General features: G+C 60.4%; 20 protein-coding genes. 11 read left to right on the forward strand and 9 right to left on the reverse strand.

What is annotated here, in order from left to right; all coding sequences use genetic code 11:
- Positions 1-13: 13 nt before the first annotated feature.
- Positions 14-868, reverse strand: coding sequence for an aldo/keto reductase (locus ACSYTG_RS09220; RefSeq protein WP_489782957.1), 855 nt, complete (start codon positions 866-868; stop codon positions 14-16).
- Between the two features lie 98 nt (positions 869-966).
- Here ACSYTG_RS09220 and ACSYTG_RS09225 point away from each other — a divergent pair, with 98 nt between their 5' ends.
- Positions 967-1,413 (forward strand): DNA polymerase III subunit chi, encoded by a 447-nt coding sequence (locus tag ACSYTG_RS09225; protein WP_253527149.1) that lies wholly within the window; start codon positions 967-969, stop codon positions 1,411-1,413.
- Between the two features lie 44 nt (positions 1,414-1,457).
- Here the strand turns inward: ACSYTG_RS09225 and ACSYTG_RS09230 are convergent, their stop codons facing one another.
- The gene (locus ACSYTG_RS09230; protein ID WP_489782958.1) at positions 1,458-2,930 is read right to left on the reverse strand and encodes a leucyl aminopeptidase; all 1,473 of its coding nucleotides are present in this window, start codon (positions 2,928-2,930) and stop codon (positions 1,458-1,460) included.
- Positions 2,931-3,089: 159 nt separating this feature from the next.
- Here ACSYTG_RS09230 and cysQ point away from each other — a divergent pair, with 159 nt between their 5' ends.
- The 4 genes from cysQ to ACSYTG_RS09250 all read left to right on the forward strand — a co-directional run bounded on the left by cysQ (position 3,090) and on the right by ACSYTG_RS09250 (position 7,031).
- Positions 3,090-3,860 (forward strand): 3'(2'),5'-bisphosphate nucleotidase CysQ, encoded by a 771-nt coding sequence (gene cysQ, locus ACSYTG_RS09235; protein WP_086645251.1) that lies wholly within the window; start codon positions 3,090-3,092, stop codon positions 3,858-3,860.
- 107 nt (positions 3,861-3,967) lie between these two features.
- On the forward strand, positions 3,968-4,969 hold the full coding sequence (locus ACSYTG_RS09240; RefSeq protein ID WP_489782959.1) for an L-threonylcarbamoyladenylate synthase: 1,002 nt from the start codon (positions 3,968-3,970) through the stop codon (positions 4,967-4,969).
- Positions 4,966-5,529: a hypothetical protein gene (locus ACSYTG_RS09245; RefSeq protein ID WP_086645249.1), complete on the forward strand. Its 564-nt coding sequence runs from the start codon at positions 4,966-4,968 to the stop codon at positions 5,527-5,529. The genes ACSYTG_RS09240 and ACSYTG_RS09245 overlap by 4 nt, the downstream gene beginning before the upstream one ends.
- A 62-nt stretch (positions 5,530-5,591) precedes the next feature.
- The gene (locus ACSYTG_RS09250; protein WP_489782960.1) at positions 5,592-7,031 is read left to right on the forward strand and encodes an FAD-binding oxidoreductase; all 1,440 of its coding nucleotides are present in this window, start codon (positions 5,592-5,594) and stop codon (positions 7,029-7,031) included.
- A gap of 106 nt (positions 7,032-7,137) precedes the next feature.
- Here the strand turns inward: ACSYTG_RS09250 and ACSYTG_RS09255 are convergent, their stop codons facing one another.
- From ACSYTG_RS09255 to ACSYTG_RS09265, 3 genes are all read right to left on the reverse strand, one after another.
- Positions 7,138-7,605 (reverse strand): hypothetical protein, encoded by a 468-nt coding sequence (locus ACSYTG_RS09255; protein WP_086645247.1) that lies wholly within the window; start codon positions 7,603-7,605, stop codon positions 7,138-7,140.
- A 31-nt stretch (positions 7,606-7,636) separates the two neighbouring features.
- Positions 7,637-8,296, reverse strand: a complete 660-nt coding sequence (locus ACSYTG_RS09260) for a coiled-coil domain-containing protein (RefSeq protein ID WP_086645382.1) — start codon at positions 8,294-8,296, stop codon at positions 7,637-7,639.
- Positions 8,297-8,548: 252 nt separating this feature from the next.
- On the reverse strand, positions 8,549-9,127 hold the full coding sequence (locus tag ACSYTG_RS09265) for a cob(I)yrinic acid a,c-diamide adenosyltransferase (protein WP_086645245.1): 579 nt from the start codon (positions 9,125-9,127) through the stop codon (positions 8,549-8,551).
- Between the two features lie 157 nt (positions 9,128-9,284).
- Here ACSYTG_RS09265 and ACSYTG_RS09270 point away from each other — a divergent pair, with 157 nt between their 5' ends.
- Both ACSYTG_RS09270 and ACSYTG_RS09275 read left to right on the forward strand, forming a co-directional pair.
- The gene (locus ACSYTG_RS09270) at positions 9,285-9,653 is read left to right on the forward strand and encodes a DUF423 domain-containing protein (protein WP_242005686.1); all 369 of its coding nucleotides are present in this window, start codon (positions 9,285-9,287) and stop codon (positions 9,651-9,653) included.
- Positions 9,650-10,612, forward strand: coding sequence for an SAM-dependent methyltransferase (locus ACSYTG_RS09275; protein ID WP_489782961.1), 963 nt, complete (start codon positions 9,650-9,652; stop codon positions 10,610-10,612). The genes ACSYTG_RS09270 and ACSYTG_RS09275 overlap by 4 nt, the downstream gene beginning before the upstream one ends.
- Before the next feature lie 49 nt (positions 10,613-10,661).
- Here the strand turns inward: ACSYTG_RS09275 and ACSYTG_RS09280 are convergent, their stop codons facing one another.
- Both ACSYTG_RS09280 and ACSYTG_RS09285 read right to left on the reverse strand, forming a co-directional pair.
- Positions 10,662-10,955, reverse strand: a complete 294-nt coding sequence (locus ACSYTG_RS09280; protein WP_489782962.1) for a hypothetical protein — start codon at positions 10,953-10,955, stop codon at positions 10,662-10,664.
- A 4-nt stretch (positions 10,956-10,959) separates the two neighbouring features.
- The gene (locus ACSYTG_RS09285; RefSeq protein WP_491706464.1) at positions 10,960-11,463 is read right to left on the reverse strand and encodes a hypothetical protein; all 504 of its coding nucleotides are present in this window, start codon (positions 11,461-11,463) and stop codon (positions 10,960-10,962) included.
- 136 nt (positions 11,464-11,599) lie between these two features.
- Between ACSYTG_RS09285 and ACSYTG_RS09290 the strand changes: the two genes are divergently transcribed.
- On the forward strand, positions 11,600-11,863 hold the full coding sequence (locus ACSYTG_RS09290; RefSeq protein ID WP_086645241.1) for a DUF1653 domain-containing protein: 264 nt from the start codon (positions 11,600-11,602) through the stop codon (positions 11,861-11,863).
- A 33-nt stretch (positions 11,864-11,896) separates the two neighbouring features.
- On the opposite strand, the gene acs is transcribed toward ACSYTG_RS09290, so the two are convergent.
- Entirely contained in the window at positions 11,897-13,840 is a 1,944-nt protein-coding gene (gene acs / locus ACSYTG_RS09295; protein ID WP_491706411.1) for an acetate--CoA ligase, read from the reverse strand.
- 209 nt (positions 13,841-14,049) lie between these two features.
- Entirely contained in the window at positions 14,050-14,490 is a 441-nt protein-coding gene (locus ACSYTG_RS09300; protein WP_086645239.1) for a DUF2501 domain-containing protein, read from the reverse strand.
- Positions 14,491-15,043: 553 nt separating this feature from the next.
- On the opposite strand from ACSYTG_RS09300, the gene ACSYTG_RS09305 reads away from it, so the two are divergent.
- From ACSYTG_RS09305 to ACSYTG_RS09315, 3 genes are all read left to right on the forward strand, one after another.
- Complete coding sequence (locus ACSYTG_RS09305; RefSeq protein ID WP_086645238.1) at positions 15,044-15,748, forward strand: GntR family transcriptional regulator; 705 nt, start codon at positions 15,044-15,046, stop codon at positions 15,746-15,748.
- Between the two features lie 104 nt (positions 15,749-15,852).
- Positions 15,853-19,578, forward strand: a complete 3,726-nt coding sequence (gene putA, locus ACSYTG_RS09310; protein WP_489783800.1) for a bifunctional proline dehydrogenase/L-glutamate gamma-semialdehyde dehydrogenase PutA — start codon at positions 15,853-15,855, stop codon at positions 19,576-19,578.
- Between the two features lie 208 nt (positions 19,579-19,786).
- Entirely contained in the window at positions 19,787-20,470 is a 684-nt protein-coding gene (locus ACSYTG_RS09315; protein ID WP_095349077.1) for a YoaK family protein, read from the forward strand.
- The last annotated feature ends 33 nt before the right edge of the window (positions 20,471-20,503 follow it).

Consider the following 20,503-nt stretch of genomic DNA (forward strand, 5'->3'; position numbering starts at 1 on the left):
CTGGCCCTGACCATCAGATCATGGCCAATGGCTCCTTACTGGCTGGGGGCGCAAAGGCAGCATCCAGTTCCGCCAGATCCTGCGGCGCCAGCCTGAGTTCTGCCGCAGCTACGTTAAGGCGCATATGCGCAGGGCTGCCTGCCTTGGGAATGGCAAGCACATTGGGCTGGCGCAGCACCCAGGCCAGTGCAACCTGCGCAGGCGTTGCCGCACCAAGCGATGTTGTATGCCGCGCCGCCACCCGCGCCAGCGCAGGATGGGCCAGCAGCGCCCCCCCCTGCCCTATGGGGGAATAAGCCATGGTCACAACTCTGCGCTGCCTGTCCGCCTGTAGCAGGTCATACTCCACGCCCCGGTGTTCCAGACTGTACAGCACCTGATTGGCCGCGCACTCCCCGGGCCGGGAGCAGCCTTCAAGATCGCGCATATCGTCAGTATCAAAGTTGGAAACGCCCCAGTAGCGGATCAGCCCTTCGCGCTGGAGGGTACGGAAGGCCTCCACGGTTTCGGCCAGTGGCACGCTGCCGCGCCAGTGCAGGAGGTACAGGTCCAGCCTGTCTGTACCCAGATGCCTGAGCGAACGGCGGCAGCTTTGCGCAACCCCTTGGGCGGAAGCATTGCTCGGCAGCACCTTGCTGACCAGAAAAACCTGTTCACGCATAGGGGCTATGGCCTCCCCCACCAGTTTTTCCGACCGGCCATTGCCATACATTTCCGCCGTATCCACGACCTGTATGCCCTGCTCCACCGCATAACGCAGGCTTGCTATCTCCTCCTCCCTGCGGGCAGGGGTGTCGCCCATATTCCATGTTCCGACACCCAGTGCAGGCAGGATTGTGCCATCTGGCAGGGTTATGGTTTGAACCATTGCGGGTTTCTCCTTGTATCCTCGGGCCATCAGGCAGCATAAAACAGCGCAGGACCATGCTCTGTTCCGCCCCACGGCAAGACTGTTATAGTGGATATATGACCCAGATCGGCTTTTACCACCTGACCCGTACCAGCCTGACAGAAGCCTTGCCCATGCTGCTGACCCGCACGCTGGACAGTGGACAGAAAGCGGTTGTGTGGTGCACGGACAAACCCGCGCTGGATGAACTGGACAAAACGCTCTGGCAGATTGCCACCCCGCGCTGGCTGCCCCATGGCAGTACGGGCATAGCCTGCCCCGACCTGCAACCCATATGGCTGAGCACGGGGGATGACTGCCCGAACGAGGCGCGTTTTCTGTTTTTAACGCAAAACCGGCACTGTGCGGACCCCACCCGCTTTGAGCGGATATTCGACCTGTTTGACGGGCATGACGAAAGTGCAGTTACCGCCGCCCGCGCACGCTGGGCACAGGCGCACAAGGCGGGACACGACCTTGCATACTGGCGGCAGGAAGATAAGGGCTGGAAGCGCGCACGCTAAAAACCCGCCTGCCCGTATAACCGGGCAGGCGGAAGCAGAAATGCTCAGCCCTGCTCAAACCCGTTGCGCACAAAGCGGTCAAGCAGGCGCACACCAAAGCCGGTTGCCCCTTTGGGCTGACCGTTTTTGGCCTTGCTGGCCCAGGCAACCCCGGCAATATCCAGATGCGCCCAAGGGGTTTCACCCACAAAGCGCTTGAGGAACTGTGCTGCGGTAATGGAACCACCAGCCCGGCCACCGCTAATGTTCTGCATATCCGCAATATCGGACTTCAGCAGGGCATCGTATTCCTTGCCCAAAGGCATGCGCCACAGCTTTTCGCCTGTAAAGGCACCGGCATCGGCCAGCCCCACGGCCAGATCATCATCATTGGAGAACAGGCCCGCGTATTCGTGGCCAAGCCCCACAATGATCGCCCCGGTCAGGGTTGCAAGGTCCACCATCAGGCGCGGAGCAAACCGGTCCCGCGCGTACCACAGCACATCGGCCAGAACCAGACGGCCCTCGGCATCGGTATTGAGCACCTCAATTGTCTGGCCAGAGGCGCTGCGCACCACATCCCCCGGACGCTGGGCCGTGCCGGACACCATGTTTTCCACCAGCCCCACAACACCCACGGCATTAACCGGGGCCTTGCGCAGCGCAAGCGAGGCCATAAGCCCGGTGACCGTTGCGGCACCGGCCATATCCCACTTCATGTCTTCCATGCCGGCTGCGGGCTTGATGGAAATACCACCCGAGTCAAAGGTCACGCCCTTGCCAATAAAGGCTACGGGGGCGTCCCCTTCCTTGCCGCCATTCCAGCGCATGACCACTGTACGCGGCTCGTTAGCACTCCCCTGCGCCACACCCAGCAGAGCCCCGAAGCCCAGCTCGGTCATGGCGGCAACGTCAAGCACCTCTACCTCCAGCCCATGTGCACGCAGGGTTGTGGCGCGCTTGGCAAACTCGACCGGATTGAGCACATTGGCCGGTTCGCTCACCAGGTCACGCGTTAGCACAACGCCGCGGGCAACAGCCTGCAGGGACGGCCAGAGTTCCTCTGCCGCACCCACATGCGCGCCCAGCACGGACAGTTCGGCCAGCTGGTGTTTTTTGTCGTCTTCTTTTTTGGTCTGGTAGAGGCCAAAATGGTAGGCACCCAGCACGGCACCCAAAGCCACATGGGCCGCCAGCGCGCCAGAAAGATCGCCTACAGCCACAGCCGCTTTTGGCGCACGCGCAAGCAGGGAGGCCGCAAGCCCGCCAGCCTTTTCCGCCACCCATGCGTCCACATCACCAGCTTTGCCAATGCCGACCAGCACAATGCGTTCAAAACTGTCAGATGGTGCCAGCACAACACAGCTTGTGCCGTCCTTGCCCTTAAACCCTTCTGCCTTGGCCGCACGGCTGAGAGCGCCCTGCGTTGCGGCATCAAAATTCTGAAAAACAGTTGGGTGCGCATCCCCTTCGGGCACCAGAATGGCCAGCGCGCCTGCCGTGGACTCTACCTGGGTGGAAAATGAAATCTGTAGCATGATTTGACCAATCTCCCTGAAAACCACATCTATTCTGCCTAAGTCTCCCACCCTGTCTTGGCAATAGCCAGAGCCGCCCCCACGCCCCGATTGCATGATAAACACCAACACCCCACCACAGGGCATGACGGCGGCCCCAAGCTGGCGTATGCTAGGCCCATGAGCACCCTTGCAGATACAGACCTGCTGGCCCTTGCCGCCAGACTGGCCAACGAAGCCGCCGAAATCATCCGCACCATTCGCGCGCGGGGTTTTGAGACCGTGACCAAAACCGACTCCTCCCCCGTAACGGAGGCGGACCACGCGGCAGAGGCCCATATTCTGCGCGGGCTGCGCGCGGCCACACCCGATATTCCCGTTATTGCGGAAGAAGAAGTTGCCGCAGGCCTGCAAGCCTATGCCACCCCGGCCTACTGGCTGGTGGACCCGCTGGACGGTACGCGGGAGTTTGCCGCGGGGCGGGACGATTTTACCGTCAATATCGGCCTTGTGCGCAATGGCCATGCCGCACTGGGGGCCATGGCCCTGCCAGCCTATCACCAGCTTTACACGGGGGGCGTGGGTCTGGGCGCGCACCGGCTGGACAAAAACGGGCTACAGGCCATTCATGTCCGCACGGCTCCTGCTGAAGGACTGAGCGTTCTGGCATCCCGCCATCATGCGGATGACACCCGTCTGGCCGAATACCTGAATGGCAAAAAAATTGCGCATCTGGGCAATATCGGGTCAGCCGTAAAATTTGCCCGCGTGGCAGAAGGGCTGGTTGATCTGTACCCCCGCCTCGGCCCCACCATGGAGTGGGACACAGCCGCCCCACAGGCCATTGTGGAAGCCGCAGGCGGCCAGATTACGCTACTGGATGGTTCCCCCCTTGTTTATGGCAAAACAGGCTGGAAAAACCCTCCCTTTGTCTGTACCGGAGCGCTATAAACAGGGCAGGCCAACCGTAGCCCCTTTACGCAAGGGTCTCCTGTTGCCAAAACATTGCAGCCTCACTGATCGGCCTACGGATTGCGCCCTGTTGCCATGAGAACACCATGACCAGACGTCTGGATGCCACCCAAAGCGGCATTGCCACTGCTGCCAGCATTCTGCGGGCTGGCGGCCTTGTGGCCTTTGGCACGGAAACCGTTTACGGCCTTGGGGCAGATGCCAGCCAGCCGCAGGCGGTCGCCCGGATTTTTGAAGCCAAGAACCGCCCGCGCTTTAACCCGCTGATCAGCCATTTTGCCAATGCACAGGCGGCGTTTACGCAGGTGGTCCCCAATGCCATGGCCCACAGGCTGGCGCAGGCGTTCTGGCCGGGGCCACTTACACTCATTCTCCCCCGCGCGCCGGGGGCAAGCATTAGCGATCTGGCGGCAGATGGCCTTGCCAGCCTTGCCGTGCGCGTACCCGCCAATGCCACAGCCCTTGCACTGCTGGAACAGGCGGACCGCCCCATAGCTGCTCCTTCGGCCAACCGCTCCGGCCGCATCAGCCCCGTGGACGCAGCCCATGTGCTGGAGGAACTGGACGGCCGGATAGACGCCGTGCTGGACAGTGGCCCCTGCACCGTGGGGGTGGAAAGTACCGTGGTGGACCTGACAGACCCGAACACCCCCACCCTGCTGCGCCCCGGTGGCATAACGCTGGAAGAGCTTGTCGCCATCTGCCCGCACATAAGCCTGCCGCAAACCACAAGTGATGTGGCCCCACATTCCCCCGGCCGCATGGTCTCGCATTACGCGCCGCACCTGCCTGTGCGGCTGAACGCCTTGCAGGCCCAGCCGGACGAGGCCCTGCTGGCATTTGGCGCCACCCGCCCCACCCTTGCCCCGCTGGCATGGAACCTGAGTGCTGCCGGGAACCTGGAAGAAGCCGCGGCAAGGCTGTTTACCGGCCTGCGCACACTGGACCGCGAAGGGCAGACCCTTGGGTTGCGCCGCATTGCCGTGCAGCCCATACCCCAGCACGGTCTGGGCCGTGCCATACAGGACCGCCTGAACCGCGCGGCAGCCCCCCGTCCGCAGGACGGAACAGAAGACATGGCACCATGACCGAGATTGATCCCAAGGAACTCAAAATCCTGTCGGACATTCTGGCACTTGTGCTTGAAGACAACCCCGGCCAGTCGGACACGGCCCTACAGGCCCTGCGCAACCGTGCCCGCAAGAACAGCACAACCGGGGGAGCGCTCAAAAACCTGTTCCAGACCATTGCGGTCAATCCATCCAAGGCCAAAAGCACAACCCGCCAGACTGGCACGCGGGCCTCTGCCAGCAAGGCCAAAACAACCGACATGCCGGACCAGTACCGCGTGCAGCTGCGCGAAATGGCCGACAGCATTACCCGGCTGGACCGCAACCTGCGCGTTGCCTATTCCCAGAACGAAACACTTAAATCCGAACTCTACCTGACCCAGAAATCCCGCGCGGAACTCCAGACCCATCTGGCAACGCTTCAGGCCACCAAACGCACCCAGAAGCCACTCGCCATTGCCATTAGCCTGCTGGTTGGCATGCTGGTGGGGGTTGCGGGGTCTCAGGCCGTGCATGCCCTGTGGCCTGCGCCACCACCGGCCCATACCATGGCCGACAACAGCCATTATCTTTACTAACGGGTCGCCCGACCGCGCGTTCAATTTTGTCTTTTTGTGCTTTTGCAGGGAAAACCAGAGCCATGCCACAAACGCCCCTCCCCCCGTCCTTACATGATGCGCTGGTGCAGATCCTTGGCCCTTCGGGTGTTCTGACCAACCCGGCGGATACAGAGGCGTTCTGTGTGGACTGGCGCGCCCTCTACCACGGCCATTGTGCCGCAGTGCTACGCCCGGCCAATACCGAAGACTGTGCAAAAGCCGTGGCCCTGTGCCACGCACACAATGTGCCCATGGTGCCACAAGGGGGCAATACCAGCATGGTGGGGGGCGCAACCCCGGATTCGAGCGGGCGGGCCGTTGTTATTTCCACCACCCGCATGAACCAGATCCACACGATTGACCATGCGGACCTGACCATGACCGTGGATGCAGGGGTTACCCTTAAAGCAGCACAGGATGCGGCAAGTGCTCAGGGGCTATTGCTCCCGCTTTCCATCTCGTCCGAAGGGTCGGCTGATATTGGTGGGATTCTGGCCACCAATGCAGGTGGCAACAACACGGTACGCTACGGCAATGCCCGCGAGCTGGCTCTGGGGCTACAGGCCGTGCTGCCCGATGGCAATGTGCTCAACCTGATGCGCAAGCTCCGCAAGGACAACACAGGGTATGCGCTGCGCCAGCTTCTGGTTGGCTCGGAAGGCACTCTGGGCATTATTACGCAGGCGGTCATCCAGCTTCAGCCTGCCCCGCGCTCGCGCGAGACGGCACTTTGCGCGGTGGAAAACCCACAGGGCGCACTCAACCTGTTTGCGGCCTTCCGCAAGCAGGACCCCTCCGCCATTCATGCGTTCGAGTTCATGTCCGGCACGTCCATGGCGTTGGTCAATGCACTGATTGATGGTGCCGCCCTGCCGCTGGAAGCCCCGGCCCCGGCCTATGTGCTGGTGGAACTGGCCAGCCCCCGCGCCGATGACAGCCTGCGCAGCCTGATGGAAGATGTGCTGGGAAGCGCACTGGAAGACGGGCTGGTAACAGACGCCGTTCTGGCCGAAAGCGAAAGCCAGCGCCAGAGCCTGTGGATGATCCGCGAAGAACATGCCGAGGCACAAAAACGCGCAGGGGCATCGGTCAAGAACGATGTCTCCGTTCCACTGGCAGCCATACCGGAGTTTATTGAAGCGGCCACTAAAGCCTGCGAAGCCCTTATTCCGGGTATTCGGGTTGCGCCCTTTGGCCATATTGGCGATGGCAACATCCACTTTAATCTGGTGCAGCCCGAGGGTGCGGACCCCGCAGCATTTTTGGCGCAGGACCACGCCATGATGGATACGGTGGCCGAAATCGTGCGTAAGCTGGGCGGGTCTTTCTCGGCCGAGCATGGGGTCGGCCAGCTTAAAACCTACATGATGCCATCCTGGCGTGGGGGTGCGGAACTGCAAACCATGCGCCGGATTAAAGCGGCACTGGACCCGCAGGACCTTATGAACCCCGGTAAGGTTTTACCCCCCGCTCAGGCATAATCCGTTACAGGACCGGGGGCATGCTAAAGCCCACGCCTTCGGTCCATCCCGGCACGAGCCTGCAACCCATGCAGGCACAAACACTGCCCCACACGGACTAAGGGCTTTATTGCCCCCGTGAAGAAAAAGACAGTGTCGGATACCAAAAGCACAGTATTTGTAAAATAAAAGCGGGCAGAACAATCAGGCCGGGGTCAAACCCCACCATGATCATTGCAAGGCCCGTGAGTATAGGGGCCGCAGCCCGCTCAACTCTGGCCCCTTGCGGTGTGTTGCAGGCCAGAACAGAACATACACCCCCAACCCCCAGTGCCGCAGCCGCCATAACGGCATAAAGCGGGTGGCTTGTAGCCTGCGGCAACAGGCCATCATGCACACTGGAAAGGGAGGACATGTCAGACGACCAGCCTGCCAGCCCGAACAGAAAGCTGAATGGCAGCACAAGCACGCCAAACACATCGCGCAGCAGGCCAACAAAGCCCATAACAACAGGGGGCAGCACAACACAGGCCACGCCCAGAGCCACGTCCAGAACCAGCAGAGCCAGAGCTGGTGTGGCGGTATTATTTTTCATGGTGGGGAACCCCTTGGCGCAAGGTCAGGGATTAATCCTTCCACCATTTAACGGGCTGGGGCTCTTCCACCCTGACCTCTGCTTCAACCACTTCAGGTTCCTTGCGGGGGCGGCCACGGGGTTTGGCGTCCAGCTGGCGGCGCAGGGCGGCTATTTCGGCCTCCTGTTCTTCCATCTGGCGGCGACCGGCACGAATTTCGCGCCCGGCAAGGGCCAGTTCGGCTTCCCGTTCGGCCAGTTTGTTTTTCTGCTCGGCAATCAGGGCATCCGCATGGCCGATGCGTGTGGTCAACCCGCGCTGGGCCGCCTGCATGTCGGCCAACTGGCGATCACTTTCTTCTGCACGCAGTTTTTCTTCCGCCAGCTGGCGGCGCAGGCGGGAAAGTTCGCTGTTGTCTTCTTCGTTAAAATGTACGGCGCGGGAGGTCCCTGCAATCCGTGGAGCGGCAACAGTACGCGGCGTTGTGCGTGCGAGGGAGTGTTTTTCCACCTGCACCTCACCATCACGCACAAAGCGGCGGCGCTTGTTATTGGCGCTTTCGGCCGCGGGGCGGGGTTGCGGAGCGGCAGATGAGCGGGGGCGGGCGGAATGCCCGATACGTTCAAGCGCATTGCGCATGGACGCTTCTTCAAGCCCTTCCTCATGATCCCTGTCCACTACGGGGGCGGAGAGAAAAGATGATGTATTCATGAATTCAGATGTCACGTTTCAGATATTTTATGGACTGTTTAAAAGCTGCCAGAAAACCAATTGTGTTTTTATGCGCCCGGGCAGAACAGATGCAATGCAACTGTGGCCTTGACCCGATGGTTTGATAAAAACAGAGATATGGCCGCAGCACCGGCAGCAGGGTATTTTGCACATTACCACAGAGGGCAATGTCTGCTGGGGTTGTCCTTACCATATGCCCCCTCTTTTTCCAAGGGGTTGTACGGCGTGGCGCTATTTTTCACCTTTGGGCACGGGTTGCCACACAACATCCGTCTGTCCGTCATGATTAAAGTGACGGGCCAGTACAAAAAAGTAATCGGACAATCTGTTCAGTATTTTCAGCAAAACAGGGTTAACCCGTTCTGCGCGCGACAGAGCCACCATGCGCCGCTCGGCCCTGCGTACCTGTGTGCGGGTCATGTGCGCCATTGCCGCGGGCACGGAACCACCGGGCAGCACAAACCCGTTAAGGGGGGACTGGCGGGCCCGCAGTTCCTCTATCCTGCGCTCAAGCACCAGCAGGGCGGCTTCTTCCACCCGGTGGGCGCGCTCGGCCATGGGACCATCTTCGGGCAGGCAGACATCCGCCCCCATATCAAACAGCAGATTCTGCACTGCCGTTAACTGCTGGGCAATGCTGTCCCCCGCTGGTGTGTGAGCCTGCACCAGACCAACCAGCGCATTAATCTCATCCAGTGTTCCCAGCACCTCTATACGGACGTCATCCTTGGTAACGCGTGACCCATCGCCGAGTGATGTCTGCCCGCCATCCCCGCCACGGGTTACAATTTTATCAATCCGTATGCTCATACCTCAGGCTCCCGAACACTGGCTTTGTTTCTTATCCGCACAAAACGCACCACCTTACCCGGCGTTGCAAAGACTAAAATTGAGGGTTGGCCATGCAGCGCTATTTCCGTTTGCCACAGACACGCCTATACAACCCTTTATGTTGACCGGATCTTTTATGACACGTCTATGGCGGATCTGTGGTGCGCTCCTTATTGCCACAGGCACCGTTATGGGGGCCCTGACCGCACACCTGCCCGATGCACATTTTGCCGAGGGCGGGCGGATTATGGCACGCAGCGCCATGGATATGCAGATGTGGCAGGGCATAGCCCTGCTGGCTCTGGGGCTTGGGCTGGCCGAACGTACCAACCGTATTCTCATTGCCGGGGGCTGGGGGGTACTTGCAGGCACGCTCATGTTCTGTGGCGGCGTGTATAACACGGCCTTTACTGGCCACCATGGCAGCCACATTGCGCCCATTGGCGGCGGCATGCTCATTCTTTCGTGGCTGGTGCTGGCCGCAGGCTGGGTCCGCCGGTCATGAGCACCTCCATACAGGGTGCATGGCTGGCAGCAGACGGGCTTAAACACGTTTTGCAAGAAGACCTGCTGCTCCGTGGGGTAGAGGTTGTGGCGTGGCATGGCATGCTTGCCCTTTCCACCCACAAAGCACTCTACTCCCCCTGGGCGCTGGATATATGGACAGCCCCGCAACGCGCCAGCATTACCTCCATCCGCAATGCGTCAGACACGTTGCGCGCCATCCAGCGCAACTGGAGCCTGTATGCGGTGGACAACTTCCGCCGCTCTGGGCTGATTGTGCAAAAACTGCCGCCGGTCAAAGCTGCACCCTTGGTTTTCCCCACCCCGGCACCGACCAGCCCGCTTGGGGCATGGACCTTGCTGGACACTTCGTCCCTGCTGTTTTCGGCCACAAAAACCAGTCCGTTTGTCAATGGCGCACCGGAGTTTGTGGAAAACCGGACAGACCCACCCTCCCGCGCCTACCTAAAGCTCTGGGAGGCCTGCACCCGGCTGGGCCGCTGGCCTGCTGCGGGTGAGCGATGTTATGATCTGGGTGCCACACCGGGTGGGTGGACATGGGCCCTGGCAAGCCTTGGCGCACAGGTAACCGCGTTTGACCGCGCGCCGCTTGCTCCATCGGTTGAGGCCATGCCGGGCGTAAGCTTTCAGCAGGCCAGCGCATTTGGGCTGGACCCAAAACAGCTCCCCGCCACGGACTGGGTTTTTTCCGACATTATTGCCTACCCCCAGCGCCTGCTGCGCCTGACCCGGGCATGGATTGATTCGGGGCAGACCAAGAACATTGTGCTGACAGTCAAGTTTCAGGGTGAAACAGAGCATGAAACCGTGGCCGCCTTTGAGGCCATACCCGGCGGGGCACTCGCCCATCTGGCGCATAACAAGCACGAGCTGACATTCTTCTGGTCACAGGAGGCAGCCGACAAAGGCGTATCCCCCCTCCCCACCACCATAACCTGAGCGTGCAAAAGCCGGGCTGGCCGTAACACCAGCCCGTGCCGCCACCGACCTAGCGGCTGGCCCGCCTGCGGCGGAGCAGGCGCTCAATGCCATGCACCAGCAGCACAGCAAGCACAAAACATAGCACGATCATGACAACTGCAACTGTCTGCTGGGCCTGCGCCTGACCGTTGGAGGCCAGAAAACGCAGAACATCCCCCCCGGTGTGTCCGCCGGTCATGGTATCAAACCGGGGCAGAACACTCAGCACCCAGCGCAGCAGAAAAACCAGAAGGGCCGTAAGCCCGATTGTGGCCCCGGTCTTGATTACGGTCAGCCGGATGCTGCCTTCATCTTGTGTCATGGGGTTACAGGCGGCCTGCGGGCTGCTGGCCCATATGCGCCTGATGCTCCTCTACCGAAGCCTTCAGCCCCGGCACGTCTGGTGCCGCCAGCGTATCCACGTAGGTGTTGTTCTTCCACACCCAGCGGTCCGAGCCATCGACCAGAATATCGCGCAGGCCCCCATGCGTTGTGGGTAGCAGCTCAATAGGGCCACTTACGGAATCCAGCACCTTGGTCCATGCCCCGTTGCGTTTGACATACACATCTGTCGAACAGCCAGCAGACCCGCACAGGCTGGCCGCCTGCACCTGCACAAACAGCGCCATATTCGCACCATTGGCAGACAGGGGGGCAGAGCCCACAAGCACAAGTGGTTTGTCATTATGGCGGGCGGCGGCGGCAAGGTCATCCGCGTTCAGTTCACGCGCGGCACTGTCCAGTGCGCTGCCACGCTGGTCGGTCAGGGCCACGGGGTCTGTTCTGCCGTGGGTAAACGACCCTTGACGGGTTGGGGGCGCACCCAGCACCTGTGCTGCGCCAAAAACACCGCATGGCAGGGCAGACAACCCTGCCAACACACAATACAACCCTACACGATGCCTCAAGCGCACATTCCTTGTTTTACCAGACCAGAATAGTCCCTTTGTGGAGTAGAGCCCAAGCATGTCCGAGCAGACAAGCCAAAATACCACGCCAGAACAGCCCCGGCACCCAAAGCCCGGCCTCTACCGCCATTATAAGGGGGGATTGTACACGCTTCTATGCGTAGGCCGTCACAGCGAGACGGAAGAATGGCTGGTCACTTACCGGTGCGATTCACAAGGAACCTACTGGGTGCGCCCGCTGGACATGTGGCTCCAGACTGTTCAGGGCGTGCCACGTTTTGCATTGATCGAGGACGACTACCAGCAACCCCGTGGCGCGTAAGGGGGCACCCTCACACGCCACGGGCCGAACGGCCTAGCCCGCCTGCCCGGCAACCTGGGCAATAATTTCTTCCACAATATCCGGATCGGACAGGGTGGAAAGATCGCCCAGATTATTCAGATCATGCGAAGCAATTTTGCGCAGCAGGCGGCGGACAATTTTGCCAGAGCGGGTTTTGGGCAGGTCCCGCACAACGTAAATCTGCTCCGGCACCGCATAGCGCCCGACCCCATCGGCAATGGCGCGGCGGACGGCGGCGGGGTTCAGGCTGCCTTCGGTACGGGGAACAACAAACACAACCAGCCCCTGCCCCTTCAGGTCATGGGGAACGCCAACGGCGGCACTTTCCACCACTTCGGCATCGGTTGCCACGGCGTCTTCAATTTCTGCCGTGCCAATCCGGTGGCCAGAGACATTGACCACATCATCCACACGGCCCGTGATCCAGAAGTATCCATCTGCCTCACGCCGTGCGCCATCACCCGAAAAATAGCGCCCCGGGCAGGTGGTAAAATAAGTCTGGCGGAAACGCTCGTGGTCCCGCCACAAGGTCATGGCCTGACCGGGCCATGAGCGGGCCATGCACAAAAGGCCATCCCCGGCACCTTCAACCTCTGTCTGGGTCTGTGCATCCACCAGAACAGCGTTTACCCCCGGCAACGGCAGCCCTGCGGCCCCCGGCCGGCCCGGCACCTGTCCGGCACTGGCGGTGAGCATGACCCCCCCGGTTTCGGTCTGCCACCATGTGTCCACCACGGGGCAACATGCCTTGCCGACCTCATCATGGAACCATTGCCATGCTTCGGGGCTGATCGGTTCACCCACCGTGCCCAGCACGCGCAGGCTGGACAGGGAGCGGCTGCGCACCACGTCCGCATCTTCCCGCATAGCGGCACGTACCACGGTGGGAGATGTGTAAAAGACGCTTACGTTATTGCGGTCGATCACATCCCACCACCGGCCCGGCTGCGGCCATGAGGGCAGGCCCTCATAAATCAGGATTGTCGCGCCATTACACAGCGGGCCGTAAACAACATAGGTGTGCCCGGTAATCCAGCTTGTATCTGCCGTGCACCAGAACACATCGTTCGGCTGGGCGGCAAAAACCACCTCATGCGTATAGGACGCCCAGACCAGATACCCCCCTGTGCCGTGCACAACCCCCTTGGGCCGCCCCGTGCTGCCCGAGGTGTACATAAGAAAGAGCGGATCACAGGCATCCATGACCTCTGGCGGGCAATCCGGGATCTCCATCGCCACTTCCGCAGTGTAGGACAGGTCCCGGCCGGGCTGCATGGGCACTTCCGTACCCGTAACAGGCACCACCAGCACATGGCGCACGGTGCAGGCTGCACCGCAGGCCAGCAGGGCCTCGTCCATAGTCACCTTGCTGGGAATGGACTTGGCCCCACGCCGCGCCACATCTGCGGTAATCACCACAGCAGCGCCGCTATCCATAAGCCGTTCAGCCAGCCCTTCGGCCGAAAAACCGCCAAACAGCACTACATGGATTGCACCAATGCGTGCACAGGCCAGCATGGACACCACGCCCTCGGCCACCATGGGCAGGTGAATGGCAACGCGGTCGCCCTTGCCAACGCCCAGCCTGCGCAGCGTATTGGCAAAGCGGCAGACCTGCGCATGCAGTTCGCGGTAGGTCAGGACCAGTTTCTGCCCATCTTCCTGCCCTTCCCAGATCAGGGCGGCTTTGTCGGGCTGGGTCAGAACGTGGCGGTCAAGGCAGTTTTCGGCCACGTTAAGCTGGCCATCGCCGTACCAGTCTATGCGGACATCGCCGTTAAAGTCGGAGCGGGAGGCATGGGAGGGCGCTTTATGCCAGACCAGTCTGCGCGCCTGCGACAGCCAGAAAGCCTCCGGGTCGCGTTGCGCACGCTGCACTTGATCAAGGTAGCGATCAGAGACAGCTGTCTCCGCCGTGCAGGGAATATTCTCTTCCACTCGGACTGGTCCTTTCATTTACGTTCTTATTTTGCACCCGAACCAGATGGTCTTTGATCATATCATGCCCTCAGAGGAAAGACATGTACCCGCCTCCGGACACATAAAAAGTGACCACACAGGCATAAAAAAAGGCTGGCCACAGGAGTGACCAGCCTTTTTTGTTATGCCGTTTTTATTCCACACCTTAATTCCGGTCGGCGCGGAACAAGGGCCTGACCCTGTTATTACAGAGCAGCTTTGGCGCGTTCCAGAACGGCCTTGCAGGTCTTCTGGCGCAGCGGCAGGGTTGCCATTGCCACGGTGTAGGTATGGTCGTTCAGGCGGATCTGGCCAGCGGAGCCAATCGCATAGAACATGTTGCCATCCGCACCATCGGACACGGCGTTGGTCTTTTTGTTGTATTCAAGCAGCGTGCGGAAGGCATCGTCATAATCCGGCACGTATTCGTTCTGGACGCAGTAGTTCAGCAGACCTGCGTTTTCCTTCGGGTCAATGGAAGCCACATAACCCGACGGGTCCACGGTTGAGAGGAGAGACGTATCCCCCCCGCGGATGACCGGCATATTGAGGGTCTGTTCCTCGGCATGAGCAAGTGCGGGCACGGATGCCAGCACGGACGTGGTAAGGGCTAGCGCCGACAGGGCACGCACGGCAAACAGTTTCATTCAGAATCTCCCAAACGGAATATGCGCCAAACTGCCCCGTAACCCCCGCAAAGATCAAGCAGCCCCCACGCGCGCAAAAAACATGGCAGCCCACAGCCTTGCCCATGTGGGGGAGCACCACGCCTGTCATAACAAAAACGGCACCCCGTTATGCCGCCACGGCACCGGACCCGACACGCCACTGCAAACAGGCCATAAATGGTACGATAACCCACAGCATGTAAAATAAGGGTCTTGAAACATTACGATATTATCTTTGTCTTCTGTAATGTTGCTGGCATTGTCGGGCTAATACCCAGCGCAGGCTGCCCCCATTGCCAAACCCTGCTCTGGCAGGGCAATCTTCCCTTTGTGGGGCAGAACGAGCCAACACGGCGGGGGTGTTTTTCTGCCCTGCCATCGGGCCATCACGATCAGGTGATATAACATTCAACCCCCAATCCACCGGCCCGATACACGTTGCAGGCAGGCTGGCCGATTGAACAGTTCGGGCATCCATTCTATAACAACCTTAACGAGTCCGTAACAAATTTAAGCGGGAGCTTATACCGACATGCTGCCTGCCAGCCTTTTCAAGAGTGTTGAAATTGCACCGCATGGCACCGCGTCAGAGAGCATCTGCACGGCTTTGCGCAAGGCCATACTGGAAGACCAGCTACAAGCAGGCCGCGCCCTGCCCCAGTCTGAGCTGGCGGCTGGGTTCGGGGTTAGCATTATCCCCGTGCGTGAAGCGCTCAAACACCTTGAGGCCGAAGGGCTGGTCGCGTTTACGCCCAACAAGGGTGCTCTGGTTATTGGTCTGGATGAAGCCGATATTCTGGAATACTCCCAGATTCGCGCAGTGCTGGAAGAACAGGCCGCAGCCGAGGGTGTGCGCAACATGAGCCGCGTGGATTTTGCCCGTGTGGAAGACGCTTACGAGGCCTTTGTCGCCGGTGTGGAAGGCCCGCAGGGCATGATCCGCTCTGGCGCTCTTAACCGTGCCTTCCACAACTCCATTTATGCCGCAGCCCCCCGCCCGCGCCTGCTGGAAATGATAGAGGACCTGAACACCAGACTGGACCGCTACATACGCGGTCATCTGATTATAGAAGGCCGCACAACCATTACCCATGACGAGCACAAGGCTATTCTGGACGCCTGCCGTGACCGGGACGCAGATTTGTGCGCACGGCTGACGCGCATCCATATTCTGGAAGCTTCCAGAATCTCGGTAGATGTCTTCCGCCGCAGGCAGGCCGGGCACAGCTTGGGCTGAGCATTTTTAGCTTATAAAAATCTATATTTTACAAACACTTGTTTGTTTGGCCGACGTATCATACCTGATTGAATAATATATGATGTTGCAAATCATATATTATCGTGTCAGAGCGAAAAAATCATTGTGAAGCCAAAACCAACCTGCGCACCCGCAGCGGCTCGGTTTGGCGGTTGATTCGGATGAACAACGCCATGTCCTCTACCAACACATTTGCCCCCGATTTTTCCTCCCGCACGCCGCTGCGCAAAGCGATTACCCAGGCAATCCGCCGTCCCGAGCAGACATGCGTGGAGGCTCTGGCCCCCGCCGCAACGCTAAGCGCGCCAGAGGACAACGCCGTAGCCGCACTGGCCACCAGACTGGCCGAAACCCTGCGTAGCCAGCGCAACCCCGGACTGGTGGAAACACTGGTGCAGGAATTTGCCCTTTCCTCCGCCGAGGGCGTGGCGCTGATGTGTCTGGCCGAAGCCCTGCTGCGTATTCCCGACATGGCAACGCGCGATGCGCTTATTCAGGACAAGATTGGTGAGAGCGACTGGCTCTCCCACGTAGGGCGCGGCAAACCGCTCTTTGCCAACGCCGCCGCATGGGGGCTGGCCCTGACGGGCCGCGTGGTGGCCGAGCATAATGACAAAACGCTCTCTGGCGCGCTCATGGGTTTTGTGGAGCGGAGCACACGCCCCGTTATTCGCAAAGCCGTGGATGCCGCCATGCGCATGATGGGCGAACAGTTTGTGCTGGGCCAGACCATTGAGCAGGCCCGCAAGAACAGCGCAAAGCTTGAAGAAACCGGCTTCGCCTATTCCTACGACATGCTCGGGGAGGCCGCCTACACCGCAGCAGATGCCCAGCGTTACCGGCAGGACTACATTAACGCCATTAACGTTATCGGCCGCAGCGCCAAAGGGGGCAATGTTTACGAACGCCCCGGCATTTCCATCAAACTTTCCGCCCTGCACCCACGCTATGCCCGCGCCCAGCATGCGCGGGTCATGGGGGAACTTCTGCCCGTTGTGCAGGAACTGACCCTGCTCGCCCGCCAGTATGACATTGGCATCAACATTGATGCCGAAGAAAGCGAGCGGCTTGATATTTCGCTCGACCTGCTGGAAGCCCTGTGCGCCACACCGGGGCTGGAAGGCTGGAACGGTATTGGCTTTGTGGTGCAGGCCTACGGCAAGCGCGCCCCCTTTGTGCTGGATTACATTATTGATCTGGCAAAGCGCACCAACCGGCGGATTATGGTGCGCCTTGTTAAAGGTGCCTATTGGGACAGCGAAATTAAAAAAGCGCAGGTCGAGGGTATGGCGGACTACCCCGTGTACACCCGCAAATGCCATACAGACATCAGCTACATTGCCTGTGCGCGCAAACTGCTGAACGCGCGGGATGTGATTTTCCCCCAGTTTGCCACCCACAACGCCCGCACCCTTGCCACCATTTACACACTGGCAGGACAAAAATACGAGATCGGGTCTTACGAGTTCCAATGCCTGCATGGCATGGGCGAACCTCTCTACCGTCAGGTTGTCGGGGCAGGCAAACTCAACCGCCCCGCACGCATTTACGCGCCGGTTGGCACGCATGAGACACTGCTGGCCTATCTGGTCCGCCGCCTGCTGGAAAACGGGGCAAACTCCTCCTTTGTCAACCAGATCGGGGATAGCGCCATTGCCGTTTCCTCCCTGATTGAAAACCCCATCACATCCGCTCAGCGCTACACGCCGTTTGGGGCCCCTCATTCCGAAATCCGCAAACCGCTCGACCTGTTTGCGCCAGAACGCCAGAACTCCGCAGGGATTGATCTGGCCGATGACCGCGCACTTGAGGCACTGGCAGCAGGCATTGCAGCGGCTCCCCAGCAGTGGCAGGCTGCCCCCATTGTGCCCGGCGCAACACCCGGAGGCACCCAGCACCCGGTAACTAACCCCGCCGACCGGCGGGATCTGGTCGGCCACGTTACCTACGCCACGCCGGAAACCGTAAAACAGGCGGTGGACGCCGCACAAAAAGGCTTTGCGGACTGGGCAGCCCAGCCCCCCGCTGCACGGGCGGAGTGCCTGCTTAAAGCCGCCAACCTGCTGGAAGACCGCCACCCAGCCCTTATGGCCCTGATCTGCCGAGAAGCCGGCAAATCCCTCCCCAACGCTGTGGCCGAAATCCGCGAGGCGGTGGACTTCCTACGTTACTACGCCACCACCATCCAGCGTGATTTTAATAACACGACCCATGTTCCCCTTGGTGTTGTGGCCTGCATTAGCCCGTGGAACTTCCCACTTGCCATTTTTATTGGCCAGATTGCCGCAGCCCTTGCCGCTGGTAACGCCGTAATTGCCAAACCGGCGGAAGAAACACCCCTGATTGCAGCCGTGGCCGTGGCCCTTCTGCACGAAGCAGGCATACCCGCCCCTGCCCTGCAACTCCTGCCCGGTGAGGGCGACGTGGGGGCAGCCCTTGTCGGCGATGCCCGGATTATGGGGGTCATGTTCACCGGCTCCACCGCTGTGGCTCAGTTGATCAACCGCCAGTTGCTCGACCGGCGCACAGCCACCGGCCAGCCCGTGCCATTTGTGGCCGAAACCGGCGGGCAGAACGCCATGATCGTGGATTCGTCGGCACTGGCAGAGCAGGTTGTGGCCGATGTTCTGGCCTCGGCGTTTGACAGTGCAGGCCAGCGCTGCTCCGCCCTGCGTATCCTATGCGTGCAGGACGACTGCGCGGACCACGTTCTGGCCATGCTGCGCGGCGCCATGCAGGAACTGCGGCTGGGCAACCCCAGCATTCTGGCAACCGATGTGGGGCCAGTCATTACCCCCGAAGCCGCTGCCGGCATTACCACGCATATTGAGGCCTTCCGCAGCAAAAACGCCCCGGTCCACGCCCTGCCCGTACCAGACCACTGTGCCAATGGCAGCTTTGTGCCGCCAACACTGATCGAGGTCATGTCCATTCGGGACGTCGGGCAGGAAGTGTTTGGTCCCGTCCTGCATGTGCTGCGCTACCCACGCGCCCAGCTTGCCTCTGTGCTGGCAGACATTAACGCCACCGGTTACGGCCTGACCTTTGGCCTGCATACCCGGCTGGATTCCACCGTGCAGAGCGTTCTGGAACAGGTGGAAGCGGGCAATCTTTACGTCAACCGCAACACCATTGGCGCAGTTGTAGGCGTGCAGCCTTTTGGCGGGCGTGGCCTGTCTGGCACGGGGCCAAAAGCGGGGGGACCGCTTATTCTGCGCCGCCTGCTGGCACAGGTGCCCCCCCTGCCACAGATTGCACGCGGCACGACCCCACAGGCCATGACCGAATGGGTAGACTGGCTCCGCACGCAAGGCGAAAGCGAAGCCGCCCAGCGCGCCCATGCCCTTGCCAGCCAGCCGCTGACCAACGCCCAGATCACTCTGCCCGGCCCTGTGGGAGAACTGAACCTGTACAGGCTGGGCGCACGTGGCGCGGTGTTGTGCATGGCCCAGACCACAGCAGGGCTTTATGACCAGATTTCCCTCACTCTGGCGGGCGGGAACACCGCAGCCATTCTGGCGGACGCCACGGTTCTGGCTGCCATTGCAACCCTGCCAGCATCTATTGGGCAGTTTGTACGGCCGGTTTCCTCCGCCAAATCCCTCACATGCAGCATTTTGCTAAGCGATGCGGACAACGCGGCATTCAACGCCACACGTGCCCAACTGGCTGCCAGCAACGGACCTATTGTGTCGGCCTATATCACCCAGAACGGCCTGCCTTCGATAGAAGCCGTGCTGGAGGAGCAGTCGCGCAGCATCAACACCACGGCAGCAGGGGGCAACGCCAGCCTGATGACCCTGAACTAACAGGATCAGCCTTATTCTGCTTTAGGCCCGGCTGCTGTGCCGGGCCTTTTTTTGTTCAACCCATGCGGGCCATGCTGCGCTGCGGAGCATGGCACCATCCAACTAAGATCATTTTTCCGTGACCGCCCGAAGTGTTACAACACGCCCATACCGGCGGCTTATACCGCTGGGCCACCGTTTTCCCTTTTTCATGTCATCAGGAGATACAATGACAACCCGCGCGGGGCATGATGCCAAACTGGTCATTGCCATTTTGCTTGTTACCATGGCCATGGGCATGCTGGACGCCATTTCTCTGCTGCATCTCAAGATTTTTGCAGGCTACATGACCGCCACCATTATTCTGATGGCCGTCAACATCGCAACGTCTCAGGCCATTGTGCTTTCGGGGCTGGAGGCCATTGGCTTTTATTTTCTGGGGGCCATGCTCGGGGGGCGGCTCGTCCGCCGCCAACGCAGCATTCGGGCCATTGTGGGGGATATTCTGCTGGGCGTGGGGGCTATGGTCGGCCTTGCAGCGTGGATCTGGTCGGCCAATATTCCGGGCGATATTTACGTCACTCTGGCCCTGCTCTCCTGCGCCATGGGGTTGCAGACATCGGCCACACGGCACGCCAAACTGCCCGACATGGTTTTACCCGCAGCCACCATGGTGCTGCACGGGCTTGCCCATAACAGTTCCGCTGCCGGGGGGAGCAGTTCTGGCACCCTGCGCCGTGTTGCGGCTATTTTAAGCCTGTTTGTGGGGGCGGCCATTGGCACGCTGGTTTCTGGCAGAAGTGTCTCTTTGGGCATTGCGCTGGCTGGCGGCACCATTGTTGTGGCGGGCGGCCTGCTTCTGCTGCGCAAACACCCGCTGGCCTTCCATCTGGACCGGATGAGCATTCCGTAAAAACCTGTGCCGCAGTCATGGCCTTTGGGCACA

This window comes from Acetobacter sp. ESL1128, from assembly GCF_058505085.1.